The sequence below is a fragment of the Chryseobacterium sp. 14P4.3.2 genome, assembly GCF_057799275.1.
The window spans coordinates 81,793-105,404 of record NZ_JBYOKO010000016.1 but is presented as its reverse complement, the minus strand read 5'-3'; the positions used below and the strand labels follow the sequence as shown (position 1 = coordinate 105,404).

The 23,612-nt window shown below is 35.6% G+C and carries 23 protein-coding genes; 11 read left to right on the top strand and 12 right to left on the bottom strand.

The features are described from left to right. Positions 1-18 precede the first annotated feature (18 nt). Both leuS and AC27VX_RS19625 read right to left on the bottom strand, forming a co-directional pair. The gene (gene leuS / locus AC27VX_RS19630) at positions 19-2,832 is read right to left on the bottom strand and encodes a leucine--tRNA ligase (RefSeq protein WP_236856258.1); all 2,814 of its coding nucleotides are present in this window, start codon (positions 2,830-2,832) and stop codon (positions 19-21) included. A gap of 183 nt (positions 2,833-3,015) precedes the next feature. After that, positions 3,016-3,489 carry a lipocalin-like domain-containing protein gene (locus AC27VX_RS19625; RefSeq protein ID WP_236856259.1) on the bottom strand — a complete coding sequence of 158 codons (474 nt, stop codon included), beginning with the start codon at positions 3,487-3,489 and terminating at the stop codon, positions 3,016-3,018. Positions 3,490-3,686: 197 nt separating this feature from the next. Here AC27VX_RS19625 and AC27VX_RS19620 point away from each other — a divergent pair, with 197 nt between their 5' ends. The 3 genes from AC27VX_RS19620 to AC27VX_RS19610 are packed head-to-tail and all read left to right on the top strand — an operon-like array spanning position 3,687 to position 6,069. Further along, positions 3,687-4,664, top strand: coding sequence for an acyltransferase family protein (locus tag AC27VX_RS19620; RefSeq protein WP_236856260.1), 978 nt, complete (start codon positions 3,687-3,689; stop codon positions 4,662-4,664). A 23-nt stretch (positions 4,665-4,687) separates the two neighbouring features. Beyond that, positions 4,688-5,443, top strand: coding sequence for a glycosyltransferase family 2 protein (locus tag AC27VX_RS19615; RefSeq protein ID WP_300690272.1), 756 nt, complete (start codon positions 4,688-4,690; stop codon positions 5,441-5,443). Beyond that, a complete protein-coding gene (locus AC27VX_RS19610; RefSeq protein ID WP_236856262.1) occupies positions 5,443-6,069 on the top strand; it encodes a deoxyuridine 5'-triphosphate nucleotidohydrolase in 627 nt (208 codons plus the stop codon). Before AC27VX_RS19615 ends, AC27VX_RS19610 begins: the two co-directional genes overlap by 1 nt. Here the strand turns inward: AC27VX_RS19610 and AC27VX_RS19605 are convergent. The 6 genes from AC27VX_RS19605 to AC27VX_RS19580 all read right to left on the bottom strand — a co-directional run bounded on the left by AC27VX_RS19605 (position 6,061) and on the right by AC27VX_RS19580 (position 11,228). Continuing rightward, positions 6,061-7,299: a 3-deoxy-D-manno-octulosonic acid transferase gene (locus AC27VX_RS19605; RefSeq protein WP_488697440.1), complete on the bottom strand. Its 1,239-nt coding sequence runs from the start codon at positions 7,297-7,299 to the stop codon at positions 6,061-6,063. The genes AC27VX_RS19610 and AC27VX_RS19605 overlap by 9 nt on opposite strands. 12 nt (positions 7,300-7,311) lie before the next feature. Then, positions 7,312-7,743 carry a DUF1648 domain-containing protein gene (locus AC27VX_RS19600; protein ID WP_488697438.1) on the bottom strand — a complete coding sequence of 144 codons (432 nt, stop codon included), beginning with the start codon at positions 7,741-7,743 and terminating at the stop codon, positions 7,312-7,314. Positions 7,744-7,785: 42 nt separating this feature from the next. Further along, positions 7,786-8,502 (bottom strand): C40 family peptidase, encoded by a 717-nt coding sequence (locus AC27VX_RS19595; RefSeq protein WP_236856265.1) that lies wholly within the window; start codon positions 8,500-8,502, stop codon positions 7,786-7,788. Positions 8,503-8,576: 74 nt separating this feature from the next. Further along, complete coding sequence (locus AC27VX_RS19590; RefSeq protein WP_236856266.1) at positions 8,577-9,224, bottom strand: O-methyltransferase; 648 nt, start codon at positions 9,222-9,224, stop codon at positions 8,577-8,579. 145 nt (positions 9,225-9,369) lie between these two features. Next, positions 9,370-9,522, bottom strand: a complete 153-nt coding sequence (locus tag AC27VX_RS19585; RefSeq protein ID WP_236856267.1) for a CCPGW family putative bacteriocin — start codon at positions 9,520-9,522, stop codon at positions 9,370-9,372. Positions 9,523-10,394: 872 nt separating this feature from the next. Next, entirely contained in the window at positions 10,395-11,228 is an 834-nt protein-coding gene (locus tag AC27VX_RS19580) for an OmpA family protein (RefSeq protein WP_236856268.1), read from the bottom strand. Between the two features lie 87 nt (positions 11,229-11,315). On the opposite strand from AC27VX_RS19580, the gene tilS reads away from it, so the two are divergent. The 5 genes from tilS to AC27VX_RS19555 all read left to right on the top strand — a co-directional run bounded on the left by tilS (position 11,316) and on the right by AC27VX_RS19555 (position 17,365). Next, positions 11,316-12,665: a tRNA lysidine(34) synthetase TilS gene (gene tilS / locus AC27VX_RS19575; RefSeq protein WP_236856269.1), complete on the top strand. Its 1,350-nt coding sequence runs from the start codon at positions 11,316-11,318 to the stop codon at positions 12,663-12,665. Continuing rightward, entirely contained in the window at positions 12,655-14,718 is a 2,064-nt protein-coding gene (locus AC27VX_RS19570) for a protein-disulfide reductase DsbD family protein (RefSeq protein WP_236856270.1), read from the top strand. Before tilS ends, AC27VX_RS19570 begins: the two co-directional genes overlap by 11 nt. 214 nt (positions 14,719-14,932) lie before the next feature. Next, positions 14,933-15,457 (top strand): biopolymer transporter ExbD, encoded by a 525-nt coding sequence (locus AC27VX_RS19565; RefSeq protein WP_488697434.1) that lies wholly within the window; start codon positions 14,933-14,935, stop codon positions 15,455-15,457. A 253-nt stretch (positions 15,458-15,710) separates the two neighbouring features. After that, on the top strand, positions 15,711-16,493 hold the full coding sequence (locus AC27VX_RS19560) for an alpha/beta fold hydrolase (protein ID WP_488697432.1): 783 nt from the start codon (positions 15,711-15,713) through the stop codon (positions 16,491-16,493). Positions 16,494-16,567: 74 nt separating this feature from the next. Further along, positions 16,568-17,365, top strand: a complete 798-nt coding sequence (locus AC27VX_RS19555) for a patatin-like phospholipase family protein (protein WP_300690258.1) — start codon at positions 16,568-16,570, stop codon at positions 17,363-17,365. Between the two features lie 7 nt (positions 17,366-17,372). Here AC27VX_RS19555 and AC27VX_RS19550 read toward each other — a convergent pair whose 3' ends face one another. Then, positions 17,373-18,377 (bottom strand): DHH family phosphoesterase, encoded by a 1,005-nt coding sequence (locus AC27VX_RS19550; protein ID WP_236856274.1) that lies wholly within the window; start codon positions 18,375-18,377, stop codon positions 17,373-17,375. Between the two features lie 234 nt (positions 18,378-18,611). Between AC27VX_RS19550 and rpmH the strand changes: the two genes are divergently transcribed. Beyond that, positions 18,612-18,770, top strand: a complete 159-nt coding sequence (gene rpmH / locus AC27VX_RS19545) for a 50S ribosomal protein L34 (RefSeq protein ID WP_034701860.1) — start codon at positions 18,612-18,614, stop codon at positions 18,768-18,770. A 154-nt stretch (positions 18,771-18,924) separates the two neighbouring features. After that, positions 18,925-19,635 (top strand): cell division ATP-binding protein FtsE, encoded by a 711-nt coding sequence (locus AC27VX_RS19540; RefSeq protein WP_101239222.1) that lies wholly within the window; start codon positions 18,925-18,927, stop codon positions 19,633-19,635. A gap of 22 nt (positions 19,636-19,657) precedes the next feature. Here the strand turns inward: AC27VX_RS19540 and AC27VX_RS19535 are convergent, their stop codons facing one another. The 3 genes from AC27VX_RS19535 to AC27VX_RS19525 are packed head-to-tail and all read right to left on the bottom strand — an operon-like array spanning position 19,658 to position 22,399. Next, entirely contained in the window at positions 19,658-20,359 is a 702-nt protein-coding gene (locus AC27VX_RS19535; RefSeq protein ID WP_488697428.1) for a tRNA1(Val) (adenine(37)-N6)-methyltransferase, read from the bottom strand. Beyond that, entirely contained in the window at positions 20,359-21,813 is a 1,455-nt protein-coding gene (locus tag AC27VX_RS19530) for a sensor histidine kinase (protein ID WP_236856276.1), read from the bottom strand. Before AC27VX_RS19530 ends, AC27VX_RS19535 begins: the two co-directional genes overlap by 1 nt. Position 21,814: 1 nt before the next feature. Further along, positions 21,815-22,399 (bottom strand): riboflavin synthase, encoded by a 585-nt coding sequence (locus AC27VX_RS19525; protein WP_236856277.1) that lies wholly within the window; start codon positions 22,397-22,399, stop codon positions 21,815-21,817. 48 nt (positions 22,400-22,447) lie between these two features. On the opposite strand from AC27VX_RS19525, the gene pdxA reads away from it, so the two are divergent. Next, positions 22,448-23,539 carry a 4-hydroxythreonine-4-phosphate dehydrogenase PdxA gene (pdxA, locus tag AC27VX_RS19520; protein ID WP_236856278.1) on the top strand — a complete coding sequence of 364 codons (1,092 nt, stop codon included), beginning with the start codon at positions 22,448-22,450 and terminating at the stop codon, positions 23,537-23,539. The last annotated feature ends 73 nt before the right edge of the window (positions 23,540-23,612 follow it).

Below are 23,612 nucleotides of genomic sequence, written 5' to 3'. Positions count from 1 at the left end.
CCCAATGTTAATTTTCTTTTAAATTACGATATTCACAATACGGTGAGGAACTACAATGATTTTTTTAGGGGTTTTACCCTCCAAAATCTGCTGCATTTTTTCACTTGAAATCACCAAATCCTCTACTTCCTTGGCTGAGAATTGAGCTGAAAGCGAAATTTTGAACTTCATTTTGCCATTTACGCTTACCGGATACTCAATTTCGTCTTCAATCAGATAATCTTCATTCAACACCGGAAATTTCTCAAACTCAATTGAGGTATCGTTCCCCAGCATACTCCAAAGCTCTTCACAAATATGAGGTGCATACGGAGAGATGATAACGGCTAGTGGTTCTAAAATATTGCGTTTGTTACATTTTAATTTCTGAAGCTCGTTCACAGCAATCATAAATGATGATACTGAGGTATTGAAAGAGAAATTTTCAATATCATAAACCACCTTCTTTATTAAGGTATGTAAAACTTTATATTCTGCTTTTGTAGGTTCTTCATCAGAAACTTCAAATACTTCTCCGTTGAAATACAGGTTCCAGAATTTTTTAAGGAAACCGTATACTCCACTTAATCCCTGAGTATTCCAAGGCTTGGATTGCTCCAATGGTCCCAGAAACATTTCATATAGTCTTAAACCGTCTGCTCCGTATTCTTCACAGATAACATCAGGATTGACTACATTATATTTGGACTTGGACATTTTCTCTACTTCACGGTCTGTGATGTATTTATCATCTTCTAAAATAAATTCTGCGTCAGCATAATCCGGTCTCCATGCTTTGAATGCTTCAGTATCCAATTCATCTGAGGTTCCTTTTAATAAGGATACATCTACATGAATCTGCTGAGTCTTGTATTCGCTTGCTAAGTTTTTAGACACATATTTATTGGTACCTTCAACTCTGTATACAAATGCACTCATTCCTAAAATCATCCCTTGGTTGATCAACTTCTGGAAAGGCTCGTCATGATTAATATAGCCACGGTCTTTCATAAACATATTCCAGAAACGGGAATATAACAGGTGGCCGGTTGCATGCTCGCTTCCCCCGATATAAAGATCTACCTGTCCCCAATAATCTGAAATGTTCTTTGCACAGAATTCTCCATTATTATGAGGGTCCATATATCTAAGGAAATACCATGAGCTTCCAGCCCATCCTGGCATTGTAGATAGTTCTAACGGGAAGACTGTTTGATCATCAATTAAATCTGTAGAAACCACTTTCTGATTAACCTCATCCCACGCAAATACTTTTGCATTTCCTAATGGTGGATCTCCGTCTTCTGTTGGTAAATATTTTTCAACTTCAGGAAGTTCTAATGGTAAAGCAGAAACTGGCAATGTGTAAGGCATCCCATCCTTATAATATATAGGAACGGGCTCTCCCCAATAACGCTGTCTTGAGAAAATAGCATCACGCTGTCTGTAATTTGTTGTTCCGTGACCGATTCCTTTAGTTTCAATTTCCGAAATCATTTTTGATTTCGCATCATTATAATTCAGTCCGTTTAGGAAATCTGAGTTTACACAAACTGAATCTTTAGAATCAAAAGCTTTTTCCTGAACGTCTTCTTCTGTTTCAACTACTTTTTTAATTTCTAAATTAAATTTCTTCGCAAATCTGTGATCACGTTCATCATGTGCAGGAACAGCCATTACAGCTCCTGTACCATACCCCATCAATACATAATCTGAAATATAGATCGGCATTTTTGCTCCACTGAAAGGATTAACTGCATAACTTCCGGTGAAAGCTCCGCTCACGTTTTTCACGTCAGACATTCTGTCTCTTTCTGTTTTCTTGGAAGTTTCTTCTATATAGGTATCTACTTCTGCTTTCTGAGCGTCTGTAGTAATGGTTTCCACTAAAGGATTTTCAGGAGCCAATACCATAAAGGTTGCTCCAAAGATGGTATCAGGTCTTGTAGTGAAGACTTCTACGATTTCGTCATGGCCATCTACCTGAAACTCAACCTGAGCTCCCTGAGATTTTCCGATCCAGTATTCCTGAGAATCTTTCAACGGCTGTGGCCAGTCTAATGCAGCAAGTCCCTGTAGCAGTCTTTCAGAGTATGCAGAGATTCTCATACTCCACTGCATCATTTTCTTCTGAAATACAGGAAACCCTCCTCTTTCGGATTTTCCGTCTTTTATTTCGTCGTTTGCCAATACAGTTCCCAACGCAGGACACCAGTTCACGGTGGTCTCTGCTCTGTAAGAAAGACGATAGTTTAACAGGATATCTTCTTTATCAAGATCTGAAGCACTTTTCCATTCTTCTGCAGTAAAGGTAAGTTCGTCATTCTGATTGGCATTTAAACCTTCTGTTCCTTTTTCTTCAAAATGCTGAATCAGGGTATCTATAGCTTCTGCCTTATCTGTATCTTTATTATACCAGGAATGGTACAGCTGGATAAAGATCCACTGTGTCCATTTATAGTAAGAGGCATCTGAAGTTCTCAATTCTCTGCTCCAGTCGAATGAGAATCCGATCTTTTTTAATTGCTCCTCGTATCTGTTGATATTCTGTTCTGTAGTGATTGCCGGATGCTGTCCTGTCTGGATCGCATACTGCTCAGCAGGAAGTCCGAAACTGTCATAACCAACCGGGTGAAGCACATTAAACCCCTGATGTCTTTTGTATCTCGCATAGATATCTGATGCAATATACCCGAGTGGGTGACCTACATGCAGCCCGGCTCCTGATGGATATGGAAACATATCGAGTACATAAAACTTGGGTTTATCTGTGTTATCGGAGGTTTTATAGGTTTGATTTTCCTCCCAGTACTTCTGCCACTTTTTTTCTATCTGCTGATGATCGTAAAACACTTTTGTATAGGTTATATGTTAGACTTTAAATATTCAATAATTCTTTTCTTTTTAACAAGATTCACAAAAATAATGATTTTAAAGCAAATAAAAATTTAATTTACAATGAATTGTAAATCTCTGCACAACAAAAAAATCTCATCCGGAGATGAGATCTGTTTTTTATCGTGAAGTATCCTGCTATTACTGAGTAATTCTCTGGAAAGTATAAGTTCTTGTCTGAAATATAGTAGGATCCTGAGTTTCTTCTCTTACAGCAAGGTTAAGAGTGGTATCATCTAACGTTACAACCTTTGCATTTACTGGCTCTACCACACCCTGAATTTTCATCTGAACGGTTTTTGCGTCCTTGTCATAAGTATAGTTGAATTTTATATCTGATAAAATAGCACACTGTCCAGGTGTAGCAGTATCTCCCCAGTTTGTTCTTGTCCCTTTGGATTCTACGCTGAACCACCATCTGGATTGCTTTTGGCAGTCTGTATACGTAATTGTATTAGAAACCGGATCTTCGCCAACCTCCACAGTAGTAACCACTTCTTTTAATGGTCGCCACGACCCAACTAACGGAGATTCTCTGACAGTATCACTCTCAACAGTACATCCTGTAGCTGCAAACAATGACAATCCTGCAAATAGTAATGCTAATTTCTTCATAGATCATTTTTTTCAAGCGCTAAAATTATAATTTTTTTGATTTATATTACTATTTTTTGTGAAAAATTATTTTATCAATCATTATTTATACATATTTTGAAACGTCAGGGCTTAATATTCCTCTTATTTAACAAATATTGAGCGCCCGGAATTATCTCTATTCTATTAAAAAAGCTATTTTTGTAAGAAAAATACAAATGCAGGATATAACGAAAAACAATTTTGATTTCATACGTGTTCTCCTTGCTTTCATTGTGTTTGTAGGACACCTGGGAGCTCTAAGTCAATCTGACCAGCTTCATATATTAACATACAGTCCGGTAGAGGTTGCTGTTTTTGCGTTTTTCATTGTAAGTGGTTTTTTAATTGCGAGAAGCTATGAAAGGTCTTCCAGTTTAAAGAGCTATGCTAAAAAAAGATTCAACAGGATTCTTCCTGCTTATTTATTGGTTGTATTTCTCTGCACTATACTGCTGAGCCTGGTCAGCACCCTCTCATTTTCAGAATATTTTGGCAACACTGAGGTTTATAAATATTGGTTCTGGAATTCAATTTTCATGAATTTCAAAGCTCCCTGGCTTCCTGGCGTATTTGGTAATCAGGCTGTAAACGGAGCTTTGTGGACACTAAAAATAGAAATGTGTTTTTACTTTGCTGTTCCTCTGATCTTTTTACTGTTTGGAAAAAACAATAAATACAGAAACATCAGTCTGATTGTACTGTACTTCCTTTCGCTGGTTTTCCTTAATTATTTTGAAATGACCGGCAGGGCTGCTATTTCAAGACAGTTACCCGGATCATTATGTTATTTCATTGGCGGAATGTTGCTTTACTTTAATTTTGATAAATTCATCAAGTACAAAAATCAGCTTTTCATTATCGCCATGATTACGGTATGGATAGATCTTTTTTTCAAAATAAAACTATTCTCCCCTATCATGATAAGCATCATCGTTTTATATATTGCTTATTCTTTTAAGTTTCTGAATAATTTTGGAAAATATGGAGATTTTACCTACGGAATTTATATATTCCATTTCCCTATCATCAGGGTATTTCAGACTTTAGGGCTGTTTGAAGATTACAATCCTTATGTGATGAGTCTGGTTTGTATGTTCGTAGTAATTGGGGTTGGAATTTCCTCATGGCATCTTTATGAAAAAAGATTTTTATAAATTTACAGATATTTATTACACAAATGAAAGATCTGGTCTCCATCATCACACCCTGCTATAATTCTGCAGAATTTATAGAGGAAACAATACAATCTGTTCTTAACCAAACCTACGAAAACTGGGAATGGCTGATCACTGACGACCTTTCTAAAGACAACACTGTAGAAATCATTAGAAAATATAGTGATCCGAGAATAAAATTACAGGTTCTGGAGAAAAACGGAGGCGCTGGAAATGCTAGAAACAACAGTCTTGAAAGAGCACAGGGAAGGTATATCGCTTTTCTTGACTCTGATGACTTTTGGTATCCCGAATATATTGAAACCATGACCGGTTATATGCAGGAGAATAATGCAGAGCTTGTTTACTGTAATTATTCAAGATGTAATGAGCAGCTTCAACCGATATTGAAAGACTTTTTGGCTGACAAGGTAGTTACCTTTTCCAATCTGTTAAAAACCTGCCGCCTGGCACCCGTATCTACAATGTATGATACTAAAAGAGCAGGTAAATTTCTATTTCCTGTAAAAAGCAAACGTGAAGATCATGTCATGTGGTTAAATCTTTTAAAAGTAATTCCTGAAGGAATACCTTTAAATAAGACCTTGGCAAAGTACAGAATGCGGGAAAACAGTGTTTCAAGAAACAAAAAAAATATCATCAAGGACCAGTATCTTGTGTATAAGGATTTCATGGGATTTTCAACAGTTACGTCACTGTATTACACAGCCAACTGGGCGTTAAACGGATTTCTGAAATATTCAAAAATTTTCAATTAATGGAGTATTCAAAAGAATTTAAAGCAGCCTTAAGCGCTTTTTCAAGTAATGATAAAGATAAGCTTATTTTCAGACTGCTTAGAAAAGACAAGTTATTGTCCAAAAAGCTGTATTTCGAACTTATCGATCCTGAAACAACCGATGATAAAAGAAATGCAATGGAAGAGCAGGTAGAGGAAAAAATTCTTTTAGCCTCAAAGTATATTGGAAATACCCAATATTTCCTTAGTACCATTAGGGGTATAAGTGCCGAAATTACAGAACATGTAAAAATAACTACGGATAAATTCGGGGAAGTATCACTGACACTTATTCTGATCAACAGGATTTTGGAGTACAACGATGACCTCAGCAGACAACGTTTTGATAATGTATACAAACTTTATATTTATATCATTAATAAAGTATTCAAATCTTTGATTTTAATTAAAAAACTGGATGAAGATTACTGGATAGAAATTGATGAATACCTACGGGACACTCAAAACAAAATCTTTGAAAATCATTATCTTCAAAAACTTTGCATCAATAACGGGCTTGACTTTAATTGGCTTGAATGTGAGAAAATTCCTGAAAATATCGATCAGGTTGTGAAAGAAATCAAAAGCCAGGGATTCCTAAGATAAAATTTTCTGCAAAATCATGGCTGTGGAGTCAGGCTTCTCATCAACGAATCGGTAAGCGTTTTGGGACATCTCTGTAAGTTCCTCCTGATTATCTTTATTCGCCAGAAACAGAATAAATTCTACAGCCTCAGATTCTTCACCGAAAGACTGTCCTCCTGCTGCTGCAATCAGATCATCCGCCTCCGGGTTTTTCTTGTACTGATTTCCAAAAATAACGGGAACACCAAAAGTTACAGCTTCAAGAATATTATGCAGTCCTGCGTCATGAAAACCTCCTCCTACTACTGCAATATCTGCATAAGAATAGAGTTTTGACAACAAGCCTATGCTATCTATGATTAAAAGTCTGGAATCAAAGTTTGTGTGCTGATCTTGTTCTATCTCACTATAAAGTAAAGCCTCAGGAAATATATTTTTTAAGTGCGCTATCCTTTTCAGGTCATGAGGAGCTATGATCAGTTTCAGAGTATTATTCTTTTGTGAAAGTCTTTCTGCTATTTTCTCTTCAGCCTGCCAGGAGCTTCCAAAAACAATGGCTTTATTTTCCCCAATAAAATCAGCAATATTAGCCACATAATTATCACGTTTCCGAAGCTGTTTTACTCTGTCAAACCTTGTATCTCCCGTTACAGAAGACTGCATAAGCCCTACACTTTTAGCTAAGGCAAGAGAAATTGGGGTCTGATGAAAGAACCAGTCGACATTTCTTTGAAGCTGTTTTACAAACCATTTCCCATATGATGTAAAAAAAGACTGCCTTTCGTAGAATAGTGCAGAAATTACATAGATCTTAGTATTTCTGTTTTTCAGTTCGTTCAGTAGATTATACCAATAATCATACTTAACCGTAAAAAATAGTTTAACATCAAAAGATGAGACAAAGTCTTCTACTGTATTTTTTTTATCAAAAGGAAGATAACAGATAACATCGGCTATATGCTTCTTTATAACAACATTTTCATAACCGGACGGCGAAAAGAAAGTCACAAGAATTTTATGATCAGGAAGATTTTCTTTAAGTTTTTCTAAAACAGGCAGTCCCTGCTCATATTCACCTAAGCTTGCCGCATGCATCCAGATCACTTTATCTGTTTTTGAAAATGCAGATCTTACTTTATGTAAAGATTCCTTTCTTCCTTCAACTCCTCTTTTAGTTTTATCATTGAACAAAGAAAAAACTTTCATCCCGAAAGTAAGAAGGCTGATAAATATGTTGTAAAGTAGTTTCAATTTTAATTTGATTTAATCGTCAGATTTCTTTATTATCCCTTCCTGGATAGATTTTACAAGTCCTACTCCTATCACAGCGAACATTAATGCCAAAATAAAGAAGATAGCACTGCTAAGTTCAGTTTGTTTGCCCTCTGCAATACGAACGCTCTCTACGATGATATCCAAAAACAAGAGCATCACAGGAAGCTGCAGTGAAAACATATATAACTCCAGTTTTTCTTTGTTGCGGAAACTTCTGGGTACATTCACTAAAGGAGAGTTTGGGTTTCTTGATATCCCGAAAAAGAGTAAGGAAATAAAAGCAGCTATACATGGAAGAATCCAAATCATTGCTTTTTCGGATTCACCGTCTACTTTTCCATAGAAATCAAAATGGCTGGGTATTATATGTGGTAGTTCTGCATATTTAATTCCTGTAAACCCCCAAATTACTATAAGCAAAAGAGTATTTACAATTAATAGTATGCCAGACAATTTCATGTTTTAAATAACGCTTTTAAGGACTCTCAGTTTGTGAGTATGTTTATTCAATTCTTTATTGAAAATTCCCGTAGAGTCCAGAGTGTCTATTCTCACTTTTCCTGACGCATGGATGATCTTCTGATTTTCAAGCATAATTCCTACGTGAATAATCTTCCCTTCTTCATTTTCAAAGAAAGCAAGATCTCCAGGCTGCGTTTCTTCTATAAAGGTAAGTGCTTCTCCCACCTCAGCCTGCTGGGAGGCATCTCTGGGAATCTTTATATCATGAACTTTATAGACCAATTGGGTAAAACCTGAACAGTCTACGGCAAAGAAACTTTTCCCTCCCCATAGGTAAGGTACATTAAGGAATTCTCTTGCCGTAAGCGCTATACTTTCCCGTACATCGTGGCTTCTTCTTGAGGCAACCACAGAAAATTCTACTTCGGAACCTATAGACAGTAACGTTTTCCCATCATTCATCAATACAGAAGAAAAATCTTCAGTTACGACCGTAACTTTTCTGTTAGCAAGTTCCTGATCGGTAACCGTTCTGATCTGTTTGGTATCTATCCACCCTTCATAGCCGTCATAGTGCATTTTTATTTTGGTCCAGTTTTTATTAACCTCCAAAATATCTGCACTTTCTCCAAACAATATTTCTGTAACAATTTCTGCCCTGTCAGAACCTTCTGCACGGACTGGCGCTACTGTAACAATACAAATTCCTTTATTCATTTTATTCTTTTAGAAATTAGGACATTTAGAGATTTAGAAATTATGCTGCCTTCTTCAATCTCTATATCTCTTAATTATTTTCTTCTCAGAAAATTCACCCCGTCACGCAAAGGTAAAATAAGATTTTCAAAATCTTCGTCTTTTGCGGCTAAATCGTTTAATTCTTTAATAGACTGTGTAGATTTCATTTTTGGTTCTTCTTCCAGTACTTTTCCATACCAAAGAACGTTGTCAAACATAACAACAGATCCTGATCTGGTGTGAGGTTTTATAAGTCGGAAATATTCTGCATAATTTTCTTTGTCAGCATCTACAAAAATAAGGTCGTAAACCTCATCTGTTTCCTTTAAAAATGTTTTAGCATCCTGAAGTTTGAAATCAATCTGATCAGCATACTCACTCGTATCAAAATATTTTTTTGGAAGATAAGCGAGATCTTCATTCACGTCCAATGTTGTAATTTTCCCTTCTTTACTTAATCCTGAAGCCAGACAGAGCGTGGCATATCCTGTAAAAGTTCCTATTTCAAGGACATTCTTTGGCTGCAGCATTTGAGAAATTATAGTGAGAAGCCTACCCTGCTGATACCCTGATATCATATGAGGCTGTGTTGTTTTCTGATAAGTCTCTCTTCTCAGTTTTTTCAGAATTTCCGATTCCGAAGAAGCGTGTGCTTCCAAATATCTGTCCATTTCAGGATTCTTTTCTTCAAAAAAACTCATAAAATTTTATTTAAACAAATTTAAGAATTTTAAAACTTTTTTTAAAACCCTTATTTCCGTTGAGTATAAGATAAAAAAAAAGAGAGAAATTAATCCCTCTTTGTCTTTATATCTTCTGTCTTCGATGTTGATGCAGAGAAAATATTTAATAGGCTATACAATACTGTCCTGGTGAACCACATACCCATCCCGGACAGCAATCACTGGTTCTCTGGCAAATTATCTGTGGATTACACCACACTTCTGCACCTTTTACATTTTTCATTTCTCCTCTTGAAAGTTTTTTAGAATTTTTCATAATTATTTTGGTTTAGTATTAATTTCCTACTCTTTAAGATTTTCGGACACCTCTTTAATTTATCTCTCTAAAAAGAGATTTAAATATACAATTATTTTTTTAACCCAAATAATAGAATTACCATAAGTTATTCATAATTTACTACTTACACATTGATAAAATGAACCAAACAAGCACCATTACGTTAATTTAATATCTCTGTACAACTATTAAAATCCTGAATATCCGAATGAATTTGATGATTTCTGAGTGTCATTTTTCGACCTAAAAAAAACCGTATAGTGATCAATCCTAGGGAAAAGCCCATATAAAATACCGGAAAAATACGGATACTATTTTCTAGAGATTAGTTATATGTTTGCAAAGAGAATAACGGGTAAAAACACTAAGAGAAAGTAAAATGATTACAGGAGAGACACAAACTAACCATGAGAATCAAAAAACCGTACTACCTAACAGTAAAACGGATTCTTCTGTAAAAAAATCTAAGGCTGAAATATCCAATTCATTTCTACAAAGAATTATTTCGCTCTTGAAAAAAGAAGAATTAATTTGATTAAAAAATAAGTCCCGGCCTCCTTCGGGATTTATTTTATTTTAATACCCATCAAGGGTAAACAATTTTTCTAAAAAATATTCTGGCGGGCAGTAAAGCTCAAATCCACACAAATTCTTCATTACTTATCTTGTTTCTGAAATAGGTAAAGCAATTTGATATATTCTTACATAATGGGGACATTGAATTGACCTTACTTTAGCCCTTAAAAAAATACAGCACGAAATATGCACATAAAACCTCCTGTCTTCACTGCCGGAAACAAAAAAACTGCCTCATCTCTGAGACAGTTTTTGTTATTTATATAATTCAGTGATTATTTTTTTGGAGCGATATCCATCAGTTTCATAAACTCATCCAGTTTAGGCATAATGATGATTTCTGTTCTTCTGTTTTCTGCTCTTCCTGAAACGCTCATATTAGTCGCTTTAGGGTTATATTCAGAACGTCCACCTGCTGTAATTCTTGCAGGGTCCACTCCAAACTGAGTCTGAAGAACTTTAGCTACCGAAGTTCCTCTTAATGCTGAAAGATCCCAGTTATCTCTTGGCAGATTAGGAGAACTTAATGGAGCATTATCTGTATTACCTTCGATCAATACTGAATACTTATCATAATCATTGATTACTTTAGCCACTTTACCAAGTACTTCCTGAGCAGCTGGCAAGATGTTGTAATCACCTGTTTTGTATAACATTTTATCAGAAAGAGAGATCATTACTACTCCTTTCAATACTTTTACCTGTACATCCTGATCTGACATATTGTCCAAAGATCTTTTCAGCTTATTGGATAATGCAAGGTTCAGACTGTCATTTTTAGCGTTGTTTGAAATCAACTGCTTAATATATGAGTTGGATGCATTGATCTCACCTACCAATTTATCAATATTAGAAGAGCTCTTACCTGTATTGGACAGACACGCATCAAGTGATGACTTCAAAGCATCATGCTGGCTTTTCAATAGATTGTTCTCACCTGTCAATGCAGAGTTTTGAGATTTTAAATCCTGAATTTCTCTTTGTCTTTCACCAATATTTTCAATACACTGCTTATAGTTTGTGCTTAAAGCATCGTACTGCTTCTTGCTGATACAAGACGTCATTCCCAGTGCCATTGCAGAAACTGCTAAAATTTTTAAAATCTTCATAAGTAAACTTTTTTAAAGAACTCAAAGTTAGGGAAATTCAATTGAATTATATCGGTTATCTTTGCATAAAAGAAATTCTCAACAAATATGTTGAAAAAATCAACCTTCATCTACCAATTAGAAAATCTCGTCTATCAGCCTGGCACTCACACTTATCTTTTGGCAGTGAGCGGAGGGGCAGACTCTATGGTCTTAGCCAGTTTATTCAGCGATTTAAGAGACTTTTCACAGGATTTGGAACCGGAATTCCAGATCGCTCACATTAACTACAAACTGCGAGGCAATGATTCAGATCTGGATCAGAAAGTCGTACAGGATTTTTGTGAGAAAAATCATATAAAATTCCACCTGTATGAAGTTTCGGAAAAAGATCAAAAACCTGAAAATTCTATTCAGCTTTGGGCAAGAGAGCTGCGTTATCGCTTCTTTAGAGAGATTCAGGAAAAAGAAAAACTTAAGTTTCTTGTTACTGCTCATCATCTGAATGATCAGTTGGAAACCTTTATCATTAATCTTTCTAAAGCAGCAGGCATCAATGGGCTAAGTGGCATTCCTTCCAATGATAATAACACCTTGCGTCCGCTTTTATCATTTTCAAAAAAAGAAATTTACCGGTTTGCTGAGGAAAACAATATTGAATTCCGGGAAGATCTTTCGAATAAAAAAAGCGACTATTTAAGAAATAAAATCAGAAATGAAATTGTTCCCACATTGATGGAAACCAATGACCATTTTCTCGAGAACTTCAAAAAGAGTTCTTTTTACCTGAATCAGGCTAAGGATTTTGTTCAACAACAGATTGAGAAAATAGAAAATACGCTTACACTATTTAACCCGGAGTATAAAATCTTATCAAAGGAAAAGCTGGATCAGGAAAGCGATTTTGTAAAGTTTGAAATTTTAAAAAAATACGGTTTCACCCAGGAAGAAGAGATCCCTAAAATTTTTAAAGCTGAGAATAACAGTTCTTTTTTTTCAAAAGAATACCAACTGACCGTTAATCGTGATGAGTTAATATTCATTGATAGAAGTAAAAAGCAGGCTATCGGCACCAAAGAGATCGTGATTGACCATTTTGATTTCAAACAAAACCGGATGAGTATCAATTTCGTAGATACTATTGGAAACATTGATGGAATCAATAAGGCTTTTGAATGGGAGTTTGATGCTGAAAAACTTCATTTCCCACTTAGTTTGAGAAAGCAAGAAGACGGTGATGAATTTTATCCGATGGGGTTTTCGGGGAAAAAGAAAGTTTCTAAGTTTTTTAGGGACGAAAAATTATCTATTTTAGCGAGGCAAAAAACTTGGATACTGACTGACAGTAACAATTCCGTACTTGGAATCATTCCTTTCAGACAAGACAGAAGATATGCAACAAATGAAAAGACCAAATGGAGTCTTAAAATTTTTAATAAAATGAACAATGAAATTTAGAAATTGGTTTTTATTAATTCTACTATTTTTAGCAACAGGAATTAATGCACAGATAAAAAATCCTGTAAAGTTTAAATTTACTGTCAACGATCTTGGTAACAACCAATACGAAGCGGTTTTGAATGCTACCATGGAAAGCGGCTGGCATATTTACTCTAAGGACTTACCGGAAGATACGGGAATTCCAACCGAATATAAGGTTTCAGGAAAAAATATTGAACTGATCGGAAAGTTTACGGAAACGGGTAAAAAGCATGAAGAGTTTTCCGAAGCTTTTGGAGGAACCATTGTTTTCTACTCCAATACAGCTGGGTTTAAGCAAAAATTCAAATTAAAAGATCCAACAAAACCTGCTGATGTTATTTCTGAAATTACCTATCAGACTTGCGACGACAGAGTTTGCCTTGCCCCAAATACTTTAGAGTTCAATCAAAAGGTGACTCCAAAAGGAGCAACAGAAGAAGAAGTTGCCCCTGAAAAAATGGCAAAAGATTCAGCAAAATCTGTAGAAATGGTTAGCGAAACGCCTTCTAAGAAAGAAATGACCATTGCCGAAACGTCAATGCTGGATCCTAAGCAGTTAAAAATTAAAACATTAGATTTCAAAAATCCATTAACAGACTGTGGAATTGCAACACCTAAAATGGATGAAAACTACTGGACGTATCTGTTTTTAGGATTTATTGGCGGCTTAATTGCTTTACTGACACCTTGTGTTTTTCCAATGATCCCTTTAACGGTTTCATTTTTCACAAAGGGTAACAAAAACAAAGCAAAAGGAAAGCGAGATGCTATTATATATGGATTTTTCATCCTTCTTATTTTCATCTTACTAAGTATTCCTTTCCATATTATTGACGGAATTGCAGGAAATATCTTCAACGAAATTTCTACAAGTGTATGGCTTAATATTGCATTCTTTATTATATTCATCTTCTTTGCAGGAAGCTTCTTTGGGTATTATGATATTACCTTACCAAGCTCTATTGCCAATAAGTCTTCAAGAGCTGAAGAAGCCGGTGGTATCATTGGTATATTCTTCATGGCACTTACTCTGGTAATTGTATCTTTCTCATGTACGGGTCCTATTTTAGGAAGTTTATTAGGAAGTGCAGTAACAGGATCATCCAATGTTCCTATGTTATTAACATTTGCACTGGCTGGGTTTGGATTGGCATGGGCTATTGTTTTCGGATTATTAGCTTTATTCCCTCAGGCATTACAAAGTCTTCCGAAATCCGGAGGCTGGATGAATACCGTGAAAGTAGTTTTAGGGTTCGTAGAATTGGCTTTAGCATTAAAATTCTTATCTAAGGCAGATCTTGTATCTAAGACATTCTTGTTAAAACGAGAGCTTTTCATTGCGATCTGGATTATTATCGCACTGGGATTAGCTTTATATCTATTAGGATTTATCAGATTCCCGCATGATGATAAGAAGCCTAAAATTTCTATGTCAAGAAAAATATTAGGGGTATTGGGAATCGGTTTTGTGGTGTATCTTATACAGGGTTTGATTCCATCTGAACGTCCGAAGCTTCAGCTTTTAAGTGGTATTTTACCTCCACTTAATGTAAGTTATTTTCACGATGAAAAAGACGGAATTTTGGGAATGCATCCTGAACATGATTTTTTCAAAGCCATAGAAATTGCGAAAAAGGAGAACAAACCTATCTTAATTGACTTTACAGGATACGGATGTGAAAACTGTAGAAAAATGGAAGAGTTCGTATGGAGTGAGCCGGATATTTTACCTATTCTCCAGAATGATGTTGTACTGGCATCTCTTTATGTAGATGATAAAGAAGAGCTTCCTGAGGATCAAAAAACTAAAATTGACCTTGGAGAAGGGCAGGTAAAAAAAGTAAAAACAATAGGTGACAGATGGAGCTTATTCCAGCAGGTTAACTTTAACAATAATTCGCAGCCTCATTATGTTTTAATAACTCCTGACGGTAAGGTAATCAACAACCCTGTTTCAGGCTATATGCCAAAAGAGGATTTTAAGAAATTCCTGGAATGCGGAGTTAATTACTTCAAGAATAATAAATAGATTGTAATCAATATAATTTCAGCCTTATCAGTAAATTGATAAGGCTTTTTTAATACATTGATTTTAACAGGATTTAAGTAAAATACAATAATTAAATTTGAAATTTATTATCAATTTCCATGTTTAGGTATAAACTTTGTATCAATTCATCAAAACACCGATCGGCTTTTTAAAGTTTTCATCAAATACCGTTTAACATTTTAAAGTATTAATTATGGCTGAAGTAATCGCACAAGAAAAACAGAGCGGCAAGCAAAAGAAAAAAATGATCAGAGTAGATATGACTCCTATGGTAGATTTAGGATTTCTGCTTATCACTTTCTTCATGTTCACGACCAATTTTACAAAACCTAATGTAATGGACCTTGGACTACCGGCAAAAGACCCTAATCCCAATCCCATAAAAACACCAGTGATTGGGGATAAAAATCAAGTTACCTTCATTCTTGGTAAAGACAACAGGGTGTTTTATCATCAAAGCAACCAGAAAGACCTGAACGCAGGCAACCTAAAAGAAACTGATTTTAGTGGAATAAAAATTTCAAAAATCATTTCTGAAGCTTATAAAAACGCTCCGAGTCCTGAAAACTTCACGGTGATCGTGAAGCCGACAGATGAAGCCAACTACAAAAACTTTGTAGATATGCTGGATAATCTCGCTATTGCTAAAAAAGAGCGCTATGGTGTTACTGACATCAAGCCCTGGGAAACAAAAATTTATAAAGAGTTAGTTCAATAAAGAGAAGGCTGTTTCAGTAATGAGACAGCCTTTTTGATGCAGTTTAAGATATTCATCGGGAATAATTCAACAGATAATTCTGATGCTGCTGATAGTCTTGAAGCTTTTGATAATCATAAAAAAGATTATCATTTCAAATAGATTACGGGTGGCCAAATATTCCTCTTTTTTGTTTAAATTTGAATAGGCAATCGATCAGGAATTAATTTCTTGATTATTGCTGCTTTATTTTAACCTTCTATAATTTGAAATCATGCTGAACTTTGAGAGAAAAGGAAATGGAAAAGAAACTCTGGTACTACTTCACGGTTTTATGGAAAACCTGTCTATCTGGAATGATATGGAGCCCCATCTTTCTAAAGATTTTTCATTGTTAAAAATTGATCTTCCAGGTCATGGGCAGTCCGAAACCCTAGGCGAAGTTCACACAATGGAACTTATGGCAGATGAAGTAAAAAAAGTTTTGGATAACCAGAATGTAAAGAATATACATCTTCTGGGACATTCCATGGGCGGCTATACTTCATTGGCATTTGCTGAAAAGTATCCTGATTCTTTAAAAAGTTTGACGTTATTTTTCTCTACTTATTTTGCAGATGATGAAGAGAAAAAACAACAGCGCGTTAAAAGCTACAGAATCATCAGGGATGCTTTTGCCCATTATGCCAGAGTGGGAGTACCTAATCTATTCAATCCTAATGAAAGAGATATTCTGGAAGGAAAAATTGAAACAGCGCTGGAAACAGCACTTTCCACTAATAATCTTGGGGCTCTGGCCTGTGTAAAAGGGATGGTGGAGAGAACGGACAAGAAGCATATTATTCAAAATCTGGAAGCCAAAATCTTAGTATTGGCAGGAAAACATGATAATGCTGTAAAAACAGATATCATGATCAAAAACCTTCCGGACAGAACCAATATAAAATCTTATATACTGGACTGCGGGCATAACGGACATTGGGAGAAACCAGTGATCTGTGCAGAAATAATCAACACCGAACTTCTTCATAATCTTCCGAAAAATCTTATTTTATAACATTCAAATATGAAAGAAGCTTAAGTCTGTAATTAAAAAAAAATCCTGTATCTTAGTAGAGGATAATTTTTATAATGGCGTTATTTTCGTTCAAAAAAAAGAAACCACCGATTATTGGACTTACACTTTCAGGCGGAGGAATGCGTGGAATTGCCCATATTGCCGTTCTGAAGGCTTTGGAAGAATACGATCTGAAACCCCACATTATTTCAGGGACAAGCGCAGGCTCCATCATTGGTGCTTTTTATTCTTTTGGAAAAACACCCGATGAGATGATGGAAATTGTAAGACAGACTTCTTTTTTCTCCAGATCTTCATTAAAACTATCAAAAAACGGGATTTTCAGCTCTAATTTCATTTTAAAACTTCTTACCGACTATTTCCCTGAAGATAATTTCAATATTCTGGAAATCCCGGTATATGTTGCTGCCACAGAAATGACACATGGCATTGTTGATTTCTTTTCTGAAGGACCGCTTTTTGGTCCATTACTGGCTTCATCAAGTGTTCCGTTCATTCTTCCTCCGGTAAGAATTGGGGACAAAATTTACGTAGATGGCGGTGTTTTAGACAACCTTCCAATCGAACCTATTATTGACAAGTGTGATTTCCTTATTGCCTCCCATGTTAATTCGCTCAGCTATGATGAATTGAACAAAATGAGCCTAATGAAAGAATTCGACAGAATCCTCCACCTGGCCATTGCCAAATCTGTATATTCTAAGGTGAAACACTGTGATATCTTCCTGGACCCTCCTAAAATGACTAAGTACAGTCTTTTTAGCAAGAAATATATGGATGAAATGTTTCAGCAGATGTATGAATACACTTGTCAGGAGCTTGAGGAAAAGGGATATAAAAAACTTGAATAAGTTTCTCTTATAGGTTTTCTTCTGCCAATCTGGTTTTGAAAGTTTCAATAGTACCAGGCAGCGAGTCATTAGATTTTCCACCTGCAGCATTAATATGCCCTCCTCCGTTGAAATATTTTCTGGAGAATTGGTTCACGTCTACGTCATCTTTACTTCTGAAAGAAATTTTCACAAAATCTTCGTAAAGGTCTTCCATGAAAAAGGCTGACATTTTTACTCCGGCAATACTTAAACCATAGTTTACAAAACCTTCGGTATCTCCTTTCTGGAAGCCAAACTCTTTAAGCTCATTTCTTGTAAGGCTCAAAACAGCTACTGTACCTTCATTTACCACTTCTATTCTTCCCAGCACCAAAGCCAGCAAATGAAGACGGGAAACCGTGTTGGTATCCCAGGTATTGGAAGTAATCATAGCAGGATCCGCTCCTTTTTCTATTAAGTTTGCAATGATTCTGTGCGTTGTAGCACTGGTTGAACGAAAACGAAAACCTCCGGTATCTGTCATAATCCCTGTATAAAGACATTCTGCCATATCCTGGTTCACCAACTTCTCATCTTCCATCACTTCTATAAAATGATAAATCATCTGTGAAGTTGCGGGAATCACTGTATCTGAGTACACAAAATCAAATGGTTCAGGCTGTTGGTGGTGGTCGATAAGAATTTTCTTGCCTTCGGCTTTTACCAACCAGTCTCCCAGTAATCCTATTCTTGACGGAGAATTAAAATCCAGACAGAAGATAACATCTGCTCCGGCAATCATATCAGAAGCCAGTTTTCTTTTATATTCTGCGATAATCACTTTTTTGGCTTCCGGCATCCATTTCAGAAATTTCGGAAAATCATTAGGTACAATAACCTCGGCATGGATTCCTTTTGCCTTTAAATAATGTTTCAATCCCAGGCTGGAACCAATAGCATCACCATCCGGATTGTAGTGCGTCAGGATAACTATTTTGTTTTCAGGTGTTAGTAATGTATTAATATCTAAAAGTTCTGCTGGTGTAAACATCTGGTGTTTATTTTCGTTAAAATTAAAGTTTTCAAAGATAGAGCTTTTATATAAATCATTTAAATATTATTTTTGCACCGGGAATTGGGTTTCTTATCGGGGTTTATAAAACTTTGATTGAAAAACATCTCATTTAATTTCAAAAAAAAATAATTAAAGTTTGTAACTTATAAAAATTTATATATCTTTGCAACCTGAAAATTAATAGATTAATTACGATTTAAACATATAGTAATGAGTAAAAGAACATTCCAGCCATCAGAAAGAAAAAAGAGAAACAAACACGGTTTCAGAGAAAGAATGTCTACGCCAAATGGAAGAAGAGTTTTGGCTGCGAGAAGAGCTAAAGGCAGAAAGAGTTTAACTGTAAGTGCTGCACGCGCTAAGAGATAATCTTTTTATTATCATATACAAATCATGCTTGAGAAGTTGCTTTTCAGGCATTTTTTGTTGTTAAAATTTACTAAAATTTAGTCGATATTAACTTCTTTTTTCTATTTTTAAAAGTTGAAAATTTTTTATCAGAAACAGCCTTTAAAATTTAATTATGCCACATACTAATATCTCCGGAGACAACATCATAAGTTTACAACACGCAAAGATTGCCCAAAAAAACTTCACTGTTCTTTCTGATGTAAATCTTAACATTAAAAAAGGCAGATTCTGCTATCTTATCGGAAAAACAGGTTCCGGAAAAAGCTCACTTTTAAAGACGCTTTACGGACATATTCCTTTAGCATCAGGACACGGAGCTGTAGTAGGATTTGATCTGGCAAAGTTAAAACCTTCTGATATTCCTAATCTAAGAAGAAAACTGGGTATTGTATTTCAGGATTTCCAATTGCTTTCTGACAGAACCGTTGAGAAAAACTTAAAATTCGTCCTTGAAGCAACCGGATGGAATGATAAAGTAAAAATGGAAGACCGAATCAATGAGGTACTGGGAAGCGTGAACATGAAAAGCAAAAAGCACAAAATGCCACACGAACTTTCCGGAGGTGAGCAGCAGCGTATTGCCATCGCAAGAGCCCTTCTTAACCACCCGGATCTTATTTTAGCGGATGAGCCGACTGGTAATCTAGACCCTGAAACATCTAACGAAATCATGACCCTATTGAAGCAGGTAGCCCTTGAAAACGGTGCGGCAGTAGTAATGGCAACCCATGATTATCATATGATTCAAAACTTCCCGGGAGAAGCTATCAGATGTGAAGACGGAAAAGTTTCTGTACTAGATACTGCAGAATTATTTGAATAAGAATTAAAAGATCTAGAAACTTCTAATTTTTATCTTTAAAAATATGAAACTCACTGGTGAGTTCAAGATATTGGTCCGAGTACATTCTCGGACTTTTTTCTATAATAAATTCAGATTCAGTCATTTCTTTTTTCTCTAAAGAAAACTCAAGAATCAGTCTTTTTGTTTTTGAATTCTCAATACCTTTAATATTCAGTCTATTGCTCAGAAACAAGTTATTTTCTTCTGCAATTGAAATGAAAACATCTCCAGCTTCAACTGGAATAATAACAGACAGAAGTCCGTTTTCAGATAGAATATGAGCAGCATTGGTGATCAGCTGCCTGAAATTTAATTCAACTGTCTGACGGGCAATTTTATCTTTCTCAGATCCGGATTCTTCAAAATAAGGAGGATTTGAAACAATAAGATCAAATTTCTCCTGGGTTTCAAAAGTTTTAAAATCCTGATGTTTATTTTTCAATCTTGACCGAAAAGGAGAATTTTCGAAATTGAGTGTTGTAAGTGCGGCAGCCGCTTCATTAATATCTAATCCTAAAAAAGAAGCCTGATTATTTCTTTGAGCCAGCATTAATGAAATAAGGCCGGTTCCTGTTCCTATTTCCAAAACACAAAACCTGGTCTCAACCTTTGCCAAAGCTCCAAGAAGAACCCCGTCTGTTCCCACACGGAAGACGTCTTTAGATTGCTGAATTTCAAATTGTTTAAACTTAAAAGGCTTCACTATAAATTGGTAGGCAGTGTAATAATGAAAGTCGACCCCTTTCCTACTTCTGATTTCACAGAGATCTCCCCTTTATAATCCTCAATCATTTTTCTTACCATGGATAATCCAAGCCCCATTCCACTACTTTTGGAGGTAAAATTAGGTTCAAAAATCCTTTCGTACATATTTTCAGGAATTCCGATTCCATTATCCTGAACGGACACGATCACTCTCCTTTGATGCTGCTCTACATCTACATTGATGATAAGTTTCCTTTCATCACTTTCGGCCTGTTTAGCATTAGTGACAAGGTTTGTTATAATCCTGGATAAATAAATTCTATCCATATTGATCATAATATTACTTTTGTTGGCATGCATAAAGATGCTGTCATCATTGAATACACGAAGAATATCTTCCACTTCTGTATTCAGATTGATAACTTCATTATTTTTTTCAGGGAGTTTTGCAAATTCTGAAAAAGCCGATGCTACAGTGGCAATCAGGTCTATCTGATCTACCATCGTCTTGCTCATCTGCTTTACTCTTTCTTTGATATTAGGATCTGCCGGATCAAATTTTCTTTCGAAATTCTGAATAGTAAGCTTCATGGGAGTCAAAGGGTTTTTAACCTCATGAGCAACCTGCTTTGCCATTTCCCTCCAAGCTTCTTCAGAAGCTTTAAAACGCAATCTCTCTTTTTGATCCTGAATTTGCAGAATCATTCTGTTATACGCTCTAGCCAAAGCATTAAGCTCATCGTTCTTATAGTACCTGATAGGACGCATTTCATTTTCAAACAATGTAATACGTGTAATCATATCAGAGAATTTTGTAATGGTTTTCGCAAGACTGTTAGACGTTACCCAGCTGATCCATATACTGAATAGAATAAGGAATATATCAACTAAAAGAATATATTTAACATACTGATGAAGTACATCAAGATATGCAGATTCGTTATGATATAAAGGAATATAAACAACACCTATCGGCTCCAGCTCATTATTTTTCAAAAGAAGATAGGAAGAAGTAAGCTTGGCATCTTTGGCGGCATCATATCTTGTCAGATCCACTCTTGCATCTGTGGATAAAATCTTGTTAATAATATCTATGGGAAGGGTTTTCTGCTCTATCAGACTTTCATCTTTATTTGAAAGCAAATAATTTCCTTTGAGATCATAAATAACAATATCGTGCTGGTTGATATCTGCTATTTCAAAGATCTTATTCCCCAGAACCTTCGGAAGGTCTTTTGTTTCTACCAATGTACGGCTTACTGCATAATCCAGATACCTCATTACAGCATTGGTTTTCTCCTGCATATCAATATTACTCTGCTGCAGGGAATTGTTCCTTAGAACAAAATAAGGAACCAGTGAAGTTGCCACAACGCTTAAAAAACATACCAGTAAGAAACCGAAAAAAACACGGTTTCTTAAGCTATATCCTTTATATTTATTAATCGACATCTTACCTTTTAATTAACCTAGCAATATACTTACCAATGATGTCAAATTCCAGATTTACTTTATCACCAATTTTCAGATGCTGCATATTTGTAAATTCCCATGTGTAAGGAATAATAGCTACAGAGAACTGTGCGTCTTCACTTTTTGCAACGGTAAGACTGATTCCGTTAACAGTAATTGAGCCCTGAGGAACCGTCACAAAGTTTCCGTCTTCTTCATATTTCATGGTAATAAAGTAGCTTCCGTCTTTATTTTCAATCCCTACAACCTCACCGGTTTTGTCAACGTGCCCCTGAACGATATGGCCGTCTAATCTTCCGTCCATCTTCATGCATCGCTCCAGATTCACAACAGTTCCTAATTCCCATTTTCCAAGATTCGTCTTTTCTAATGTTTCATTGATGGCTGTTACTACATATTGGCTATCTTTAATCTCAACCACAGTAAGGCAGCAACCGTTGTGTGCCAGACTTTGATCAATTTTAAGCTCGCTTGTAAAAGGGCATGTCAGGGTGAAATCTATGTTACTTCCTTTTTCTTCAATCTTTTCAATAACACCAACTGCTTCAATAATTCCTGTGAACATATTATTTTTTGCTAAATTTGTAAATTATAATCTTCAAAGATAATCAAAATGAGCCCAAAAAACCATAAAGTACGAGTAGGAATTTCAATCGGTGATTTCAATGGCATCGGTCCGGAGATCATTATGAAGTCGCTGAAAGACAAAACCATTACAGATTTTTTCACTCCTGTAATTTTTGGGTCGGGAAAATTATTCACTTATCAGAAAAATATTTTTAAGCTGAATCTTAATTTCAATTACGTTAATGAAGCTTCACAGGCCCAGGCAGGAAAACTTAATATGGTAAACCTTACCAAAGAAAATGTGAATGTAGAATTAGGAGTTCCCACTGAAGAATCTACCAGAATGGCTATTGATTCTTTGGAAGCAGCAACTGAAGCTTTAATAAAAGGTGACATTGATGTTCTTGTAACAGCTCCTATCAATAAGGATGAAATGGTAAAAATGGGCTTTAAACATGCCGGGCACACCGGCTATTTTGAAGAGAAATTCAATAAAAAAGGATTAATGTTCCTGGTTACTGAAGATCTTAAAGTAGCTGTATCTACTCACCATATTCCTATTGCGCAGATTGCAGAGAATATTTCTAAAGAAAAAATAAAGAAACAGATCAGAGTATTAAACCAGACCCTGATTGAGGATTTCTGTATCCAAAAGCCTAAAATTGCCGTATTAGGATTAAATCCTCATGCCGGAGATGGCGGCGTGATTGGCACAGAAGAAATTGAAATCATTGCTCCAGCTATTAAAGAACTTTCTGATAATGGAATACTGACATTCGGGCCTTTCCCGGCAGACAGCTTCTTCCAACCCAATAAATATAAAAATTTTGATGCGGTTTTAGCCATGTATCATGATCAGGGGCTTGCTCCCTTTAAGACACTAGCATATGAAGAAGGAGTGAATTATACAGCAGGGCTTCCTTTTATCAGGACTTCTCCGGACCATGGAGTTGCCTATGATATTGCAGGAAAGAACGTTGCCGATGAGCAGAGTTTTACAGAAGCTATTTTTACTGCGATCAAAATTTTCAAGAACAGATGTGAATACGGTGAACTGATGGAAAATCGTCTACAGCCTAGAAAAATGGTTGTTGACAATGGAATAGACGAGGATCTTCCTGAGGAAACTGAAGGATAAATCATTAAAACAAATTTTAAATTAATTTGTTTTGAATTTTATTTGTTATTATAAAAAAAATGCATATTTTTGC

Bases quoted from the DNA above. Each gene is read 5' to 3' on its own strand.
- AC27VX_RS19595 (WP_236856265.1), bottom strand. From the start codon at position 8,502: ATGAATAAAGGAATTTGTATTGTTACAGTAGCGCCAGTCCGTGCAGAA.
- pdxA (WP_236856278.1), top strand. From the start codon at position 22,448: ATGAGCCCAAAAAACCATAAAGTACGAGTAGGAATTTCAATCGGTGAT.
- AC27VX_RS19585 (WP_236856267.1), bottom strand. From the start codon at position 9,522: ATGAAAAATTCTAAAAAACTTTCAAGAGGAGAAATGAAAAATGTAAAA.
- AC27VX_RS19525 (WP_236856277.1), bottom strand. From the start codon at position 22,399: ATGTTCACAGGAATTATTGAAGCAGTTGGTGTTATTGAAAAGATTGAA.
- AC27VX_RS19570 (WP_236856270.1), top strand. From the start codon at position 12,655: ATGAAATTTAGAAATTGGTTTTTATTAATTCTACTATTTTTAGCAACA.
- AC27VX_RS19540 (WP_101239222.1), top strand. From the start codon at position 18,925: ATGCCACATACTAATATCTCCGGAGACAACATCATAAGTTTACAACAC.
- AC27VX_RS19530 (WP_236856276.1), bottom strand. From the start codon at position 21,813: ATGTCGATTAATAAATATAAAGGATATAGCTTAAGAAACCGTGTTTTT.
- AC27VX_RS19625 (WP_236856259.1), bottom strand. From the start codon at position 3,489: ATGAAGAAATTAGCATTACTATTTGCAGGATTGTCATTGTTTGCAGCT.
- AC27VX_RS19590 (WP_236856266.1), bottom strand. From the start codon at position 9,224: ATGAGTTTTTTTGAAGAAAAGAATCCTGAAATGGACAGATATTTGGAA.
- AC27VX_RS19615 (WP_300690272.1), top strand. From the start codon at position 4,688: ATGAAAGATCTGGTCTCCATCATCACACCCTGCTATAATTCTGCAGAA.
- AC27VX_RS19610 (WP_236856262.1), top strand. From the start codon at position 5,443: ATGGAGTATTCAAAAGAATTTAAAGCAGCCTTAAGCGCTTTTTCAAGT.
- AC27VX_RS19565 (WP_488697434.1), top strand. From the start codon at position 14,933: ATGGCTGAAGTAATCGCACAAGAAAAACAGAGCGGCAAGCAAAAGAAA.
- AC27VX_RS19550 (WP_236856274.1), bottom strand. From the start codon at position 18,377: ATGTTTACACCAGCAGAACTTTTAGATATTAATACATTACTAACACCT.
- AC27VX_RS19580 (WP_236856268.1), bottom strand. From the start codon at position 11,228: ATGAAGATTTTAAAAATTTTAGCAGTTTCTGCAATGGCACTGGGAATG.
- tilS (WP_236856269.1), top strand. From the start codon at position 11,316: ATGTTGAAAAAATCAACCTTCATCTACCAATTAGAAAATCTCGTCTAT.
- AC27VX_RS19560 (WP_488697432.1), top strand. From the start codon at position 15,711: ATGCTGAACTTTGAGAGAAAAGGAAATGGAAAAGAAACTCTGGTACTA.
- AC27VX_RS19620 (WP_236856260.1), top strand. From the start codon at position 3,687: ATGCAGGATATAACGAAAAACAATTTTGATTTCATACGTGTTCTCCTT.
- AC27VX_RS19555 (WP_300690258.1), top strand. From the start codon at position 16,568: ATGGCGTTATTTTCGTTCAAAAAAAAGAAACCACCGATTATTGGACTT.
- rpmH (WP_034701860.1), top strand. From the start codon at position 18,612: ATGAGTAAAAGAACATTCCAGCCATCAGAAAGAAAAAAGAGAAACAAA.